Genomic DNA, 15,854 nt, shown 5'->3' with positions numbered 1-15,854 from the left:
GCGTGCGAGGCGACGACGCGATGACGATGCAGACGATCACGGCCGTGTCCGGCAACGACGACGCGGCCACGCACGGCGCCGCCGCGCCGCCCGGCGGCGCGCTGCTCTCGCTCGACGGGATCACGGTGACATTCCCGGGCGTGCGCGCGCTCGATGCCGTGTCGCTGTCGGTGCGCGCGGGCGAAGTGCACGGGCTGATGGGCGAGAACGGCGCGGGCAAGTCGACGCTGTTGAAGGTGCTGTCCGGCGTGAACCAGCCGCAGGCCGGCACGCTGACGCTGAACGGCACGGTGCAGCGCTTCGCGTCGACGCGCGCCGCGCTCGAGGCCGGCATCGCGATCATCTACCAGGAGCTGCATCTGGTGCCGGAGCTGACGGTCGCGGAGAACCTGATGCTCGGGCAGTTGCCGAGCCGGCTCGGCGTGGTCGACGAGCGCGCGCTCGCGGTGCGTGCGCTCGATGCGCTGGAGCGCCTCGGCGAGCACATCGATCCGGACATCCCGGTGAAGTATCTGTCGATCGGCCAGCGCCAGATGATCGAGATCGGCAAGGCGCTGATGCGCGACGCGCGCGTGATCGCGTTCGACGAACCGACGAGTTCGCTGTCCGCGCGCGAGACGACGCAGCTGTTCCGCATCATCCGCTCGCTGCGCGCGGAAGGGCGAGCGATCATCTACGTCACGCACCGGATGGAGGAAGTCGACGCGCTGTGCGACCGCGTGACGGTGTTCCGCGACGGCCGCCGGATCGAGACGTTCGAATCGGTCGCCGAGCTCGATCGCGACCAGCTGATCGGCTGCATGGTCGGCCGCTCGATCGAGGACGTGTACGGCTACCGGCCGCGCGCGGCCGGCGACGTGATGATCGAGGCGAAGGGGCTGACCGGGCCCGGCTTGTCCGAGCCGGTGTCGTTCGCCGCGCGCCGCGGCGAGATCGTCGGCTTCTTCGGGCTCGTCGGCGCGGGCCGCTCGGAGCTGATGAAGCTGCTGTACGGCGCGACGCGCCCGAGCGGCGGCCACGTCGAGCTGGGCGGCAAGCGCGTCGCGTTTTCGAGCCCGCGCCACGCGGTGCGCGCCGGCATCGCGCTGTGCCCGGAGGATCGCAAGCAGGAAGGCATCGTCGCGATCGCGTCGGTGGCCGACAACCTGAACATCAGCGCGCGCCGTCATTTCAGCCCGGCGCGCGTGCTGCTCGACGCGCGGCGCGAACGCGACCTCGCGCAACGCTACATCGAGCGGCTCGCGATCAAGACGCCCGACGGCGACACGCCGATCGGCGCGCTGTCGGGCGGCAACCAGCAGAAGGTCGTGCTCGCGCGCTGGCTGGCCGAGCGCATCGACGTGTTCCTGATGGACGAGCCGACGCGCGGCATCGACGTCGGCGCGCGCGCGGAAATCTACAACCTGTTCTACGAACTCGCGGAAGCGGGCCGCACGGTGATCCTCGTGTCGAGCGACCTGGCCGAGGTGATCGGCGTGTCGGACCGGATCATCGTGATGAAGGAAGGACGGATCGCGGGCGAAGTGGCGAAGGCGCAGGCGACGCCCGACGCGCTGATCAAGCTCGCGCTGCCGCGTTAGCGCCGTGCAGTCAACCGGAAAGCAACTGAACTGATATGAGCCAGGCAATGCAACCCCAACGCACTTCCCCGTCCCCGGATGCCACGGCCGCGCCCGCGCGAGCGCGCGGCGGCGTGTGGCAACTGATCAACCGCTCCGGCATCGTGATGGTGTTTCTCGTGCTGTTCGCGACGCTGTCGCTGACCGTGCCGGACTTCCTCACGCCGCGCAACATCCAGGGCCTTTTGCTGTCGGTCACGCTGATCGGTTCGATCGCGGTGACGATGATGTTCGTGCTCGCGCTCGGCGAAGTCGACCTGTCGGTCGCGTCGATCGTCGCGTTCTCGGGCGTCGTCGCGTCGACGCTGATCACCGCGACGCACAGCGTGGTGTTCGGTACCGTGGCCGGCATCCTCGCGGGCGGCGCGGTCGGGCTCGTGAACGGCGTGCTGATCGCGCGCTGGCGGATCAATTCGCTGATCGTCACGCTCGCGATGATGGAAGTCGTGCGCGGGCTCGCGTTCATCACGTCGAACGGCGACGCGGTGATGATCTCCGAGGAACGCTTCTTCGAGCTCGGCGCCGGCTCGTTCCTCGGCATCTCGTATCCGATCTGGAGCAACATCGTTGGCTTCGTCGTGTTCGGCTTCCTGCTGCGCAAGACGGTGTTCGGCAAGAACGTGCTGGCCGTCGGCGGCAACGGCGAGGCCGCGCTGCTCGCGGGGCTGCCGGTGATGCGCATCAAGATCGCGGTGTTCGTGCTGCAGGGGCTCGTGACCGGCTTCGCCGGCGTGATGCTCGCGTCGCGGATGAGCCTCGGCGACCCGAAGACGTCGGTTGGCCTCGAGCTCGGCGTGATCTCCGCGTGCGTGCTCGGCGGCGTGTCGCTGACGGGCGGTGTGGCGACCATCTCCGGCGTGCTGGTCGGCGTGCTGATCATGGGCTCCGTGCAGGACGCGATGAGCCTGTTGAACGTGCCGACCTTTTACCAATATCTGATACGCGGCGGAATTCTGTTGCTCGCGGTGCTGTTCGACCAGTATCGTCGCAACCAGCGGCGCGCGATGAAGATCTGACGAATGCGTGGCTGCCTGCGCATGCAACAAGTATCGGGAGACGGAATGCAACAGATTGATCCGGCCGCGTCGGCGACGCGGCTGGCGGACACCCGCAACACGCTCGGCGAAGGCGCGACGTGGTGCGACAAGACGCACGCGCTGTATTGGGTGGATATCGAAGGCGCGCAACTGTGGCGCTGCCGCGCGGACGGTTCGGACCTCACGCAGTGGCCGATGCCCGAACGGCTTGCGTGCTTCGCGCTGACGCACGATCCGGACGTGCTGCTCGTCGGGCTCGCGACGCAACTCGCGTTCTTCGACCTGCGCAGCGGCGCGTTCACGCGGATCGTCGACGTCGAGCCCGATCTGCCGACGCGCCTGAACGACGGGCGCTGCGATCCGTCCGGCGCGTTCGTGTTCGGGATGAAAGACGAGGGCGGTGACCCGCCGCGCGCGGTCGGCGGGTTTTACCGGCTCAATGCCGACCTCACGCTCGAACGGCTCGCGTTGCCGCCGGCCGCGATCGCGAACAGCATCGCGTTCTCGCCGGACGGCTCGAAGATGTACTTCTGCGATTCGCTCGTGCGTGAAATCCTCGTGTGCGATTACGGCCGCGCGGGTGTGGCCGGCGTGCGGCCGTTCGCGCGGCTGACCGATGCGGATGGCGACCCGGACGGCTCGACGATGGACCGCGACGGCGGCCTGTGGAACGCGCAGTGGGGCGGCCGGCGGGTGGTGCGCTACGCCGCGGACGGCGTCGAGACGGAACGCATCGCGGTGCCGACCGCGCAGCCGAGCTGCGTGACGCTCGATGGCGAAGGCCGGTTGTACGTGACGAGTGCGCGTGTTGGGCTGAGCGACGACGCGCTGGCGAGCGATGCCGATGCCGGCGGCGTGTTCGTCGCGCAGACGCGCCATGCGGGGCTGCCGACCGCGCGATTCATGGGCGCGCCGCGCGGCTGATCGCGTATTGGATCCCGTTCATGGGATGTCGCTGACGCAGCGGGCTTCACCGTCACGCTCGCGGCCTGCCGCGCCTGCATGAGCGCGCGGCGGCCGTCTGACTTGCTGGACCACCCCTTTCACCGCCCCGCCCTGCTGGTAAGATGGCCCGCAATTCCATCCCGCCCGCACCATGAGTTCCGCACCGACCAAGCCCGCGCCTCCGAAGAACACCGCGAAGAACGCCGCCCGCGCGACGGGCGACAAGCCGAAGGCGCGCGCGCCGCAGCGCCTGACCTACGTGATCGGCGGTCTCGACCGGCTGCTGCGCCGGCATATGACCGACGCGCTCGCACCGCTCGGCATCACGCTGGCGCAATACACGGCGCTGTCGGTGCTGGAGGCGCGCGGCGCGTCGTCGAATGCGCAACTGGCCGAGCGCTCATGGATCACGCCGCAATCGGCGAACGAGGTGATGAGCGTGATGGCCGCCCGCGGTTTCGTCACGCGCGAGGCCGACCCGTCGCACGGCCGCATCATCCTGCTGACGCTGACCGACGCAGGCGCGGCGATGCTGCGTGAATGCGAAGCCGTGCTGCGTCCGCTCGAGACGCGCATGCTCGGCGACATCTCCGCCGACGACGCCGCGCACGTGCAGCGCGCGCTCGAACTGTTCTCGCGCAACCTGCGCGGCTGACCGACCCCCTTTTCGAACCATCCTGGCCCGGGCCGCGGGGCCCGCGGCCGCGTTGCCGGTCGCCTGACCGTTCCCCGATTCCGTCGCTTCCCCCCGCTTTGCGCTCCGGGTTTACACCGGCGCTCGTGCCGCTTGCAATATCAGGTAGCCTGATATTAAATGAAGCCGTCCGCAGCAGGAATGCTGCGCACCGAATCGCACAGGAACGAACGACAGGAACAGACATGAGCAAGTACGACAACCGCTGGCAGACCGTTGAAGTGAACGTGGAGGCCGGCATCGCGTGGGTGACGCTGAACCGTCCGGACAAGCGCAATGCGATGAGCCCGACGCTGAACCAGGAAATGCTGCAGGTGCTCGACGCGATCGAGTTCGACGACGACGCGAAGGTGCTGGTGCTGACCGGCGCGGGCAGCGCATGGACGGCCGGTATGGATCTGAAGGAATATTTCCGCGAGATCGACGGCGGCTCCGACGCGTTGCAGGAAAAGGTGCGGCGCGACGCGTCGGAATGGCAGTGGCGCCGTCTGCGGATGTACAACAAGCCGACGATCGCGATGGTGAACGGCTGGTGCTTCGGCGGCGGGTTCTCGCCGCTCGTCGCGTGCGACCTCGCGATCGCGGCGGACGAAGCGGTGTTCGGGCTGTCGGAGATCAACTGGGGCATCCCGCCGGGCAACCTCGTCAGCAAGGCGATGGCGGACACGGTCGGGCATCGCCGCGCGCTGCACTACATCATGACCGGCGACACGTTCACCGGCGTCGAAGCGGCGGAAATGGGCCTCGTGAACAGCAGCGTGCCGCTGGCCGGGCTGCGCGACGCGACGATCGCGCTCGCCGCACGGCTGATGGACAAGAACCCGGTCGTGCTGCGCGCGGCGAAGCATGGCTTCAAGCGTTCGCGCGAGCTCACGTGGGAGCAGTGCGAGGATTATCTGTATGCGAAGCTCGACCAGGCGCAGTTGCGCGACCCGGAGCGCGGCCGCGAGCAGGGGCTGAAGCAGTTCCTCGACGACAAGGCAATCAAGCCGGGCCTGCAGGCATACAAGCGCTGATATCACCGCCGACGCAACCGCAAGAGACAGGCAAGGCAGGAGACGACATGACCGACAGACGGATGCTGATCGCGGGCGAGTGGTGCACCGCCCGCGACGGGCGAACCTTCGACCGATTCAACCCCGCGACGGGCGCGCTTGCGTCACGCGCGCCGGCGGCCGGCCCGGCCGACGCCGACGCGGCGATCGACGCCGCGCACCGCGCGTTTCCCGCCTGGGCGGCGCTCGCGCCGACCGAGCGGCGCCGCCGGCTGCTGAAGGCGGCCGACCTGATGGACGCGCGCATCGACGAATTCATCGCGACCGGCGTTGCCGAAACCGGCGCGACGCCCGGCTGGCTCGGCTTCAACGTGACGCTCGCGGCGAACATGCTGCGCGAGGCCGCGTCGATGACCACCCAGATCGACGGCGACGTGATCCCGTCCGACGTGCCCGGCAATCTCGCGCTCGCGATGCGCGTGCCGTGCGGCGTGGTGCTCGGCATCGCGCCGTGGAATGCACCGGTGATCCTCGGCACGCGCGCACTCGCCATGCCGCTTGCGTGCGGCAACACGGTCGTGCTGAAGGCGTCCGAAGCGTGCCCGGGCGTGCACGTGCTGATCGGCGCGGTGCTGGACGACGCCGGGCTCGGCGCGGGCGTCGTCAACGTGATCACGCATGCGGCGGCCGATGCGCCGGAACTCGTCGAGCGGCTGATCGCGCATCCGCATGTGAAGCGGATCAACTTCACCGGGTCGACGCACGTCGGGCGCATCATCGCGCGCCACGCGGCCGCGCACCTGAAACCCGTGCTGCTCGAACTCGGCGGCAAGGCGCCGGTGCTCGTGCTCGACGATGCGGATGTCGACGCAGCCGTCGACGCGATCGCATTCGGCGCGTTCTTCAACCAGGGGCAGATCTGCATGTCGACCGAGCGCGTGATCGCCGCGCGGCCGATCGCCGATGCGCTCGTCGAACGGCTGGCCGAGAAGGCGCGCACGCTGGTCGCCGGCGATCCGCTGGCCGGCCATCCGCTCGGCACGATGGCCGACGCGGCGGCCGCCGCGCGCGCGGCGTCGCTCGTCGAGGATGCCCATGCGCACGGCGCGCGCTTGCCGCTCGGCTGCCGGATCGACGGCGCGACGATGCAGCCGGCGATCGTCGACGGCGTCACGCGCGACATGCGGCTCTATCGCGAGGAATCGTTCGCGCCGGTGGTCGCGATCCTGCGCGCGGACAGCGACGACGAAGCGGTCGCGCTCGCGAACGACAGCGAGTTCGGGCTGTCGGCGAGCGTGTTCAGCCGCGATATCGCACGGGCGATGACGCTCGCGCGACGGATCGAGTCGGGGATCTGCCACATCAACGGGCCGACCGTGCACGACGAGGCGCAGATGCCGTTCGGCGGCACCAAGGCGAGCGGTTACGGACGCTTCGGCAGCCGTGCGTCGATCGCCGAATTCACCGAGCTGCGCTGGATCACCGTGCAGACCACGCCGCGGCATTACCCGATATGAGCGAGCCGACGATGAATGTAGCGACGCCCGTAAGCGGGCAGGTGAGCGACACGGGCGGCGTGCGCTATCGCGCGGCGGCCGTCGCCGTGGGCGCGGCCGAGATTCGCCGCGCGGAAAACGGCACGTGGTACCTGCGTTCGCGCGAACCGCTCGGCGACTACCCGACGCGCCTGACCGACTGCCTCGTGCGCGGCGCGCAAGCGCACCCCGACCGCGTGCTGGCCGCGCGGCGCGGCGCCGATGGCCGCTGGATCGAGATCACCTATGCGCAGATGCTCGAGCGCGCTCGCGCGCTCGGCCAGGGCCTCGTCGATCTCGGGCTGTCGGCCGAGCGTCCGCTCGCGGTGCTGTCCGGCAACGATCTCGAGCATCTGCAACTGATGTTCGCGGCGATGCTGGCCGGCGTGCCGTATGCGCCGATCTCGCCCGCGTATTCGCTCGTGTCGACCGACTACGGCAAGCTGCGCCACACGCTCGGCGTGCTGCGCCCGGGCGCCGTCTTCGTCGCCGAGCGCGCGCCGTTCATGCGTGCGCTCGACGCCACGTTGCCGCCCGATGCGGCGCTGATCGTCGCACGCGACGACGATGCCGGCGCGCACGGAAAGGGCCGTGCGGTGCCGCTCTCGCGCTTGCTCGCCACGGTCCCGCGCACGATCGACGCGATCCACGCGGCGGTCGGCCCCGATCATTTGGCGAAGATCCTGTTCACGTCCGGCTCGACGAAGCAGCCGAAGGCGGTGCCGACCACGCACCGGATGCTGTGCAGCAACCAGCAGATGCTGCGCCAGACGATGCCCGAGCTTACGCGCGAGCCGCCGGTGCTGGTCGACTGGCTGCCGTGGAATCACACGTTCGGCGGCAGTCACAATCTCGGCATCGCGCTGTACAACGGCGGCACGCTGTACATCGACGACGGCCGGCCGATGCCGGGCCGCTTCGACGAAACCGTGCGCAACCTGCGCGAGATCGCGCCGACGATCTACTTCAACGTGCCGAAGGGCTGGGAAGAGCTGACCGTCGCGCTCGAACGCGATGCCGCGCTGCGCGACACGTTCTTCTCGCGCGTGAAGCTGTATTTCTTCGGCGGCGCGGGGCTGTCGCAGGCCGCGTGGGACCGGCTCGACCGCGTGACCTACGCGCATTGCGGCGAGCGCATCCGGATCATGGCCGGCCTCGGGATGACGGAGGCGTCGCCGTCGTGCCTGTTCACGACGGGGCCGCTGATGCGCGCCGGCTATATCGGGCTGCCCGCGCCCGGCTGCGACGCGAAGCTGGTGCCGTGCGGCGGCAAGCTCGAGCTGCGTTTCAAGGGGCCGAACGTGATGCGCGGCTACTGGCACGCGGACGTCGATCCACGCGACGTGTTCGACGACGAAGGGTATTACCGCAGCGGCGACGCAGGGGTCTTCGCCGATCCGCAGCGGCCGGAACTCGGGCTGCAGTTCGACGGGCGGCTGACCGAGGACTTCAAGCTGAGCAGCGGCACCTTCGTCAGCGTCGGGCCGTTGCGCGCGAACGCGGTGTCGAGCGGCGCGCCGTACGTGCAGGACGTGGTCGTCACTGGAATCAACCGCGACGACATCGGGCTGCTCGTGTTTCCGCGCGTCGACGCGTGCCGCGCGCTGGCGGGGCTCCCCGCCGACGCGCCGGTGTCCGACGCGCTGCGCGCACCGGCCGTGCGCGCGGCGTTCACGACGTGGCTTGCCGCGCTGAACCGGCATGCCAGCGGCGGTTCGACCTTCGTCGCGCGCATCCGGCTGATCGACACGCCGCCGTCGCTCGATCTCGGCGAAGTGACCGATAAAGGTTCGCTGAACCAGGCGGCCGTGCAGCAGCATCGCGCGGCGACGATCGACGCGCTGTACGACCCGGCGCGGCGCGATCCCGACGTGATTTACGCGTAGGCAGCACGAGCAGGCATAAGCAGGAACGAGCAGGACCAAGCAGGCATAACGACCGGCCGGCCACGACACCGGCAGGCATTCTTGCGGCCAGCGAATCAGGCTGCCTGATAAAGGCGGCCGTTCGGACGACACCTCGCGCGCCGATCCGCCCCTGGGCGGCGGCGGCGCGCGGCGGCCGTTGCAGGGCCGACCGACGACAAGACATGGGATTGGAGACAGGATGAACACTTACGTTGCCGAAAAATCCACGGTCGCGACCACGCTCGCGCTGTGTTTCGCGGTCGCCCTCCTCGAAGGGCTCGACCTGCAGTCGGTCGGGGTCGCCGCGCCGCGCATGGCGCATGAGTTCGGGCTGACCGTGTCGCAGATGGGCATCGCGTTCAGCGCGGGCACCTTCGGGCTGCTGCCGGGCGCGATGCTCGGCGGGCGGCTCGCCGACCGGATCGGCCGCAAGCGCGTGCTGATCGCGTCGGCCGTGCTGTTCGGACTGCTGTCGATCGCGACCGCGCAGGTGTCGAGCTTCTGGATGCTCGTCGTCGTGCGCGTGCTCACCGGCATCGGCCTCGGCGGCGCGATGCCGAACCTGATCGCGCTGTCGTCCGAAGCGGTCGAGCCGCGCTTGCGCAGCAGCGCGGTGGCGACGATGTACTGCGGCATTCCGTTCGGCGGCGTGATCGCGTCGCTGATCGGCGTGCTGCTCGCCGGCGACACCGAATGGCGGCACATCTTCTACGTCGGCGGCGCCGGGCCGCTGCTGCTCGTGCCGCTGCTCGCGTGGTGCCTGCCGGAATCGCGCGCGTATCTCGACGTCGCCGGCACGCCGGCCGCACGCACCAGCGTCGCGCACACGCTGTTCGGCGACGGCCGCACGACGTCGACGTTCGCGCTGTGGATCAGCTACTTCTGCACACTGATCGTCCTCTACTTCCTGCTGAACTGGCTGCCGTCGCTGATGGCCGCGCGCGGGCTCGACCGTGCACATGTCGGCCTCGTGCAGATCGCGTTCAACGTCGGCGCGGGGCTCGGCGCGCTCGGCATCGGCGCGGCGCTCGACCGGATGCGCGCGTCGCGCGTGGTCGGCGGCATGTATGTCGGGATCGTGCTGTCGCTTGCCGCGCTCTCGGCCGCGCCCGGCTTCGCGTCGCTCGCGGCGGCCGCGTTTGCCGCCGGGATGTTCGTGGTCGGCGGGCAGTCGGTGCTGTATGCGCTCGCGGCGATCTATTACCCGACCGCGATGCGCGGCACGGGCGTCGGCGCGGCGGTGGCGGTCGGGCGGCTCGGTTCCGTCGTCGGGCCGCTCGCGGCCGCGACGCTGCTGGCCGCCGGCCGCAGCGCGCCGGTCGTGATCGGCGCGAGCATCCCCGTCACGCTGGTCGCGGCCGTCGCCGCGCTGGTGCTGATTCGCCGCCCGCAAGCCGGCGACTGACTTTCACGGTTTTTCGATGCGCGCCGTCAGAGCGCGCCTACTCAAGGTCTGGAGACAAACGCAATGAACACGAAAACCAGGAACGGCCTGCTGGCCGCCGGCGCCTGCTGCGCACTCGCCGCGCCGGGCGCGCACGCGCAGTCGAGCGTGACGCTGTACGGAATCATCGACACGGGCGTCGAGTTCGTGTCGCACGCGAACGCGGCCGGCGACCACGTGGTGCGCATGCCGGGCGTGACGGGCGAGCTGCCGTCACGCTGGGGCCTGCGCGGCACCGAGGATCTGGGCGGCGGCTATCAGGCGGTGTTCACGCTCGAAAGCGGGTTCAACGTGCGCGGCGGCGACCTCGGGCAGGGCGGGCGGCTGTTCGGGCGGCAGGCGTTCGTCGGGCTGAAGAGCGGCTTCGGCACGCTCGCGTTCGGCCGCCAGTACACGATGACCTATCTCGCGCTGCAGGGCGCGGACATCATCGGCCCCGACATCTACGGGCTCGGCTCGCTTGACGCGTACGTGCCGAACGGCCGCGCCGACAACGCGGTGACCTACGTCGGCACGTATCGCGGCGTGACGCTTGGCGCCGCGTATTCGTTCGGCCGCGACGGCGCGGGCACCGGCAACTCGCCGGGGCAGGGCACGTGCGCGGGGCAGGTGCCGGGCGACGCGGTGCAATGCCGCAACTGGTCGGTGATGCTCAAGTACGACAGCGCGTATTTCGGTGCGGCGGCGTCGTACGAAGAGCAGCGCGGCGGCACGGGCGCCGCCGCGAACTTCTTCGACGGCGTGGCGCCGGTTGCCTTCACCAGCAGCGGCGGCAAGGACGCGCGCACGCACGTGAGCGCCTACGCGCAGGCGGCGGGCGCGCGCATCGGCGCGGGCTGGATCGGGCGGCGCGTGTCGACCGGCTCGCCGGCCGCGGCCGGCGCGCATTCGGACCTGTTCTTCCTCGGCGCGTCGTATGCGATCAAGCCCGACTTCGTCGTCGACGGCGAAGGCTACCGGATCGTCAACAGCGCGCACGACACGCGCGCGACGATGGCCACGCTGCGCGCGACCTATCTGCTGACCAAGCGCACGGCCGTCTACGCGCAATCGTCGTATCTGTGGAACAGCGCGCATGCGCGCTACGCGGTCAGCGGCGGCGGGGCCGGCACGACGCCCGGCCAGGGGATGGGGCAGCTCGGCGCGATGGTCGGCGTCCGGCACATGTTCTGATTCGGCAGCCTGACGAACGGGAGATATCGTGAAGAGAAAATCTGCATTCCTCTGTATCGCGCCGCTGTCGGCGGCCATGCTCGCCGGTTGCGGCGGCGACGATTCGGTCAGCTCCGCGCCGACGCATCTGAGCGCCGCGACGCCGGCCGCGATGACGCAGACCTGCGACGCGCTCGCCGCGAAGCTTGCGTATGCGAACACATCGTTCACGTCGGTGACGACCGCGGCCGCCGGCGCGCTGACGGTGGCCGGCAAGCCGATCGCCGAACACTGCGTGATCGCCGGGAAGATGAACGAGCGCGTGAGCGCGGTGGACGGCAACACCTACGCGATCGGCTTCCAGATGCGCTTGCCGAAGGCGTGGAACGGCCGCTTCTTCTACCAGGCGAACGGCGGCCTCGACGGCAACGTCGTGACCGCGACCGGCGAGATCGGCGGCGGCGGGCCGCTGACCGACGCGCTGAACCAGGGTTTCGCGGTGATCAGCTCGGATTCCGGGCACAGCGCCGCGCAGAACCCGCTGTTCGGCCTCGATCCGCAGGCGCGGCTCGACTACGGCTACGGCGCGGTCGATGCGCTCACGCCGATGGCCAAGCAGGTGATCCGGCTCGCGTACGGGAAGGCGCCCGACCGCAGCTATTTCGGCGGCTGCTCGAACGGCGGCCGTCACGCGATGGTCACGGCCGTGCGCAATCCGGGCGACTACGACGGGATCATCGCCGGCGACCCGGGCTTTCACCTGCCGAAGGCGGCGATCGGCGAGATGTACGGCGCGCAGCAGTTCGCGAAGATCGCGTCGGCTACCGGCTCGAACGGGCTGCCGGACATCCGCAGCGGCTTCAACGACGCGGAGCGCCAGTTCGTCGGCGCGAAGATTCTCGACAAGTGCGATGCGCTCGATGGCTCGACGGACGGCATGGTGCAGGACGTCGCCGCCTGTCAGGCGCACTTCAGCGTCGAGACGGACATCCCGGCCTGCGCGAACGGCACGCGCACCGGAGCCTGCCTGACGACCGCGCAGAAGAGTGCGCTCGAGAACGTGTTCGCGGGTGCGCGCAACAGCGCGGGCACGGCGCTCTACGCGAGCTTTCCGTACGATCCCGGTGTGGCCGCCGCCGGCTGGGCCGGCTGGAAGCAATCGAATTCGATCACGCTCGACCCGGCCGCGATGGCGTTCACGTTCATGACGCCGCCGAAAACCGCCGCGACGCTCGCGAACCTCGCCGGCTTCGCGCTCGGCTTCGACATGGACAACGACGCGCCGGCGATCTTCGCGACGAACAGCGTGTACACGCAATCGTCGTGGTCGTTCATGACGCCGCCCGACGAGACCAACCTGTCCGCGCTGAAGTCGCGCGGCGCGAAGCTGCTCGTCTATCACGGCACCGGCGATCCCGTGTTCTCGTTCAACGACACGCGCGACTGGTATGCGCAGGTCGCGCAGGCAAACGGCGGCGATGCGTCGAGCTTCGCGCGCTTCTATCCGGTGCCGGGGATGAACCACTGCGCGGGCGGGCCGGCGGCCGACCAGTTCGACATGCTGACGCCGCTCGTGGCGTGGGTCGAGCAGGGGCAGGCGCCCGCCGCGATCGTTGCCACCGCGCGCGACGCGACGAACGCGCTGCCGAATGCGGACGTGCCGACCTCGTGGGGGCCTGGACGCACGCGTCCGCTGTGCCCGTATCCTCAGGTCGCGCGCTACAACGGCTCGGGCGACGTGAATTCGGCGGCGAGCTTCAGTTGTCGCTGATGTAGCGGGTGTGCGGATGTGCCGATCGGTGCGTGGATCGGACCATCCGCGGTGGTTCCGCGGCGGCAATGGCGAGCGCGCCGGTGCGCAGGGAAAAAGCGGCGGTGAGCCGTGCGTGACGAGGGCGTTTGCCGCCGCAGGCGGCGCCCGGGATACTATGGCGCTTTCTTGTCGGTGCGACGCGTGCCGACCGACGTTCCTTGCCAGGTATCTTTCCTCCGATTCAACCATGCAAACCGTAGCGGTACTGGACTTCGAAACCACCGGGCTTTCTCCGAACCTGGGCGACCGGGCGACCGAGATCGCCGTGATCCTGCTGCGCGACGGCGAGATCGTCGACCGTTACCAGAGCCTGATGAACGCGGGACGCCGCATTCCGTCCGACGTCGTCGCGCTCACCGGGATCACCAACGAGATGATTGCGTCGGCGCCCCCGGTGTCGCAGGTCATGAAGGAAGCCGCCGCGTTCGTCGGAAACCATCCGGTGGTCGCGCACAACGCCGGCTTCGACAAGCGGTTCTGGCAGGCCGAGCTCGGGATGCTCGGCATGGCGGCCGAGCATGCGTTTGCGTGCACGATGCTCGTCGCGCGGCGCATCTATCCGCACGCGCGCAGTCACCGCCTGTCGAGCCTCGCGGACATGCTGCGCTTGCCGCAGACGGGCCGCGCTCACCGGGCGATGGTCGACGCGGAGATCGCGAGCCATCTGTGGTGCCGGTTGCAGCGCGACATCGGCGCGACTTACGGCCTGCGACACATCGATCACGGGCTCATGTCGCGCTTGCAGACGACGAGCAAGGCCAAGGTCGCGACGTTTTTCGGGTCATTGGCCGCCGACGGGCGCTGACGTCACTCGCCGAGGTCCACCGGCACCTCGAGCCCGACCTTCACGCGGCTCATGCTCACCAGCGTCTTGAACCGCTTCACGTTGTTGTTCGCGAAGAACAGCTCGCGCGTGAGCGCGTTGTACTGATCCATGTTGCGCACGGCCAGGATCAGCACGAAATCCCATTCCCCGGTCACGTAGTAGCACTGCTGGATCTGCGGGCAGCGCTCGAAGGTCCGCTTCATCGCGTCGAGCAGGTCGATCTGCTCGCTCTCGACCTCCACGTTCACGACGATCGTCAGCGGATGATCGACCTTGTCCGGCGCGACGACCGCCGTATAGCGCTCGATCACGCCGTCGTCCGCGAGCCGCCGCAGGCGGCGGTTCACGGCGGCGGTCGACAGGTTCACGCGGGCGCCGAGTTCGTTCTGCGGCGTGTGCGCGTCGCGCTGGACTTCCATCAGCAGCTTGCGATCGAACGCATCGAGTGGGGTGGGCATGATGGCGCGGCAACCTCGAAAGAATGAGAAATTTTTGCGTCCGACCCGTCAATTTGGCGATTTTTTTGATGAGCCCGCGCAATATTATTTTTCGGACCGACGGCGAGCGCAACCCGTATGCGCTCGGCACCGCATCCACCGACGGGCCGCCCGCGCGGCCCTTTTCCGGAGCCCTTCCCGCCATGCTGATCGCCAACCCCCGCGCGTCGCGCACCGACTATCCCGATGCGCTGCGCCGTGTCATGAACATCGCGGCGGCCGACGAGAGCGGCGCGTGGCTGTCGCACTGGCCGCTCGTCGGCGCCGCGCGCACGCCGTTGCGCATGCTGCCGGATCTCGCCGCGCGGCTCGGCGTCGCGAGCGTCAGCGTGAAGGACGAGGCGTGCCGCTCGCCGCTCGGCAGCTTCAAGGCGCTCGGGGCGCCGATCGCGCTGATGCGGCTGGTGAAGCGGCTGCGGCCCCGCGAGGAACTCGATCCGCAAGGGCTCGTCACGGGCCGCTACGCGGCGTCGCTCGCCGACCTCACGGTGATCAGCGCGACCGACGGCAATCACGGCCGCGCGCTGGCCGCCGCCGCGCGGGCGATCGGTTGCCGCTGCGTGATCGTGCTGCATGCGCACGTCGACGCGGAGCGCGAGCACGCGATCGCCGCGCACGGCGCGCGGATCGTGCGGATCGCCGGCAACTACGACGAATCGGTCGTGCACGCCGCGCAGCTTGCGCACGAGAACGGCTGGCACGTGGTGTCGGATACGTCGTACGACGGCTACGAGGCGATTCCGCGCGACGTGATGCAGGGCTACGGCGTGATCGCGGCCGAAGCGCTCGCGCAGCAGCGGGCGGACGATCCCGACGATGGCGGCTGGCCGTTCACGCACGTGTGCCTGCAGGGCGGTGTCGGCGGTCTGGCAGCCGGCATCGCGAGCTATCTTTGGGAGCACGCCGGCGCGCGGCGGCCGCATTTCATCGTCGTCGAGCCGCGCCAGGCCGATTGCCTGTACCAGAGCGCGCTCGCCGGGCGCGCGACGAAGGCGACGGGCAGCGTCGACTCGGTGATGGCCGGGCTCGCGTGCGGCGAGGCGTCGCCGCTCGCGTGGGATTTCCTCGAGCCGAGCATCGATCACTTCATGCTGATCGACGACGACGACGCGGTCCGGGCAATGCGCGCGCTGGCCGCCGGCAGCGAACGCGACGTGCCGTTCGTGTCCGGCGAGTCGGGCGCGGCGGGCATCGCGGGGCTGACCGTGCTGATGCGCGACCCGGCGCTGGCGCGTCAGGCGGGGCTCGATGCGCATTCGCGCGTGCTGGCGATCAACACGGAAGGCGCGACCGCGCCGTCCGTCTACCGGCAGTGCGTCGGCGACACGGCCGACGCGGTGCTCGCGCGCCAGCGCGACTGGCTGAACCACGCGGCCGCGGTGGCCTGAGC

The 15,854-nt window shown here is 69.7% G+C and carries 13 protein-coding genes; 12 read left to right on the top strand and 1 reads right to left on the bottom strand.

The genetic code is table 11. From position 1 onward, the window contains the following. The first annotated feature begins 20 nt into the window (after positions 1-20). The 11 genes from araG (at position 21) to BAMB_RS24570 (ending at position 13,946) form a co-directional block, all read left to right on the top strand. The gene (gene araG, locus BAMB_RS24620; RefSeq protein WP_011659860.1) at positions 21-1,580 is read left to right on the top strand and encodes an L-arabinose ABC transporter ATP-binding protein AraG; all 1,560 of its coding nucleotides are present in this window, start codon (positions 21-23) and stop codon (positions 1,578-1,580) included. Positions 1,581-1,615: 35 nt separating this feature from the next. Next, a complete protein-coding gene (araH, locus tag BAMB_RS24615) occupies positions 1,616-2,635 on the top strand; it encodes an L-arabinose ABC transporter permease AraH (protein ID WP_011659859.1) in 1,020 nt (339 codons plus the stop codon). Positions 2,636-2,680: 45 nt separating this feature from the next. After that, positions 2,681-3,580 (top strand): SMP-30/gluconolactonase/LRE family protein, encoded by a 900-nt coding sequence (locus BAMB_RS24610; protein WP_011659858.1) that lies wholly within the window; start codon positions 2,681-2,683, stop codon positions 3,578-3,580. Positions 3,581-3,752: 172 nt separating this feature from the next. Continuing rightward, on the top strand, positions 3,753-4,256 hold the full coding sequence (locus tag BAMB_RS24605) for a MarR family winged helix-turn-helix transcriptional regulator (protein ID WP_011659857.1): 504 nt from the start codon (positions 3,753-3,755) through the stop codon (positions 4,254-4,256). A gap of 224 nt (positions 4,257-4,480) precedes the next feature. Continuing rightward, positions 4,481-5,311, top strand: a complete 831-nt coding sequence (locus tag BAMB_RS24600) for a p-hydroxycinnamoyl CoA hydratase/lyase (protein ID WP_011659856.1) — start codon at positions 4,481-4,483, stop codon at positions 5,309-5,311. A gap of 47 nt (positions 5,312-5,358) precedes the next feature. Continuing rightward, positions 5,359-6,807, top strand: a complete 1,449-nt coding sequence (locus BAMB_RS24595) for an aldehyde dehydrogenase (RefSeq protein ID WP_011659855.1) — start codon at positions 5,359-5,361, stop codon at positions 6,805-6,807. Beyond that, entirely contained in the window at positions 6,804-8,711 is a 1,908-nt protein-coding gene (locus BAMB_RS24590) for a feruloyl-CoA synthase (RefSeq protein WP_011659854.1), read from the top strand. Before BAMB_RS24595 ends, BAMB_RS24590 begins: the two co-directional genes overlap by 4 nt. 220 nt (positions 8,712-8,931) lie before the next feature. Beyond that, positions 8,932-10,137, top strand: coding sequence for a 3-(3-hydroxy-phenyl)propionate transporter MhpT (mhpT, locus tag BAMB_RS24585; protein ID WP_011659853.1), 1,206 nt, complete (start codon positions 8,932-8,934; stop codon positions 10,135-10,137). Positions 10,138-10,200: 63 nt separating this feature from the next. Further along, a complete protein-coding gene (locus BAMB_RS24580) occupies positions 10,201-11,349 on the top strand; it encodes a porin (RefSeq protein WP_011659852.1) in 1,149 nt (382 codons plus the stop codon). A 28-nt stretch (positions 11,350-11,377) separates the two neighbouring features. Beyond that, positions 11,378-13,099: a tannase/feruloyl esterase family alpha/beta hydrolase gene (locus tag BAMB_RS24575; RefSeq protein WP_011659851.1), complete on the top strand. Its 1,722-nt coding sequence runs from the start codon at positions 11,378-11,380 to the stop codon at positions 13,097-13,099. Between the two features lie 229 nt (positions 13,100-13,328). Then, a complete protein-coding gene (locus tag BAMB_RS24570) occupies positions 13,329-13,946 on the top strand; it encodes a 3'-5' exonuclease (RefSeq protein WP_011659850.1) in 618 nt (205 codons plus the stop codon). 2 nt (positions 13,947-13,948) lie between these two features. Here BAMB_RS24570 and BAMB_RS24565 read toward each other — a convergent pair whose 3' ends face one another. Continuing rightward, complete coding sequence (locus tag BAMB_RS24565) at positions 13,949-14,425, bottom strand: Lrp/AsnC family transcriptional regulator (RefSeq protein ID WP_011659849.1); 477 nt, start codon at positions 14,423-14,425, stop codon at positions 13,949-13,951. A 182-nt stretch (positions 14,426-14,607) separates the two neighbouring features. On the opposite strand from BAMB_RS24565, the gene BAMB_RS24560 reads away from it, so the two are divergent. Continuing rightward, positions 14,608-15,852, top strand: coding sequence for a diaminopropionate ammonia-lyase (locus tag BAMB_RS24560; protein ID WP_011659848.1), 1,245 nt, complete (start codon positions 14,608-14,610; stop codon positions 15,850-15,852). Positions 15,853-15,854 lie beyond the last annotated feature (2 nt).

The organism is Burkholderia ambifaria AMMD, from assembly GCF_000203915.1.
In the GTDB taxonomy this organism is placed as follows: domain Bacteria; phylum Pseudomonadota; class Gammaproteobacteria; order Burkholderiales; family Burkholderiaceae; genus Burkholderia; species Burkholderia ambifaria.
Note: the sequence above shows the minus strand (reverse complement) of the source record. Positions and strands in the feature narration are given on the sequence as shown.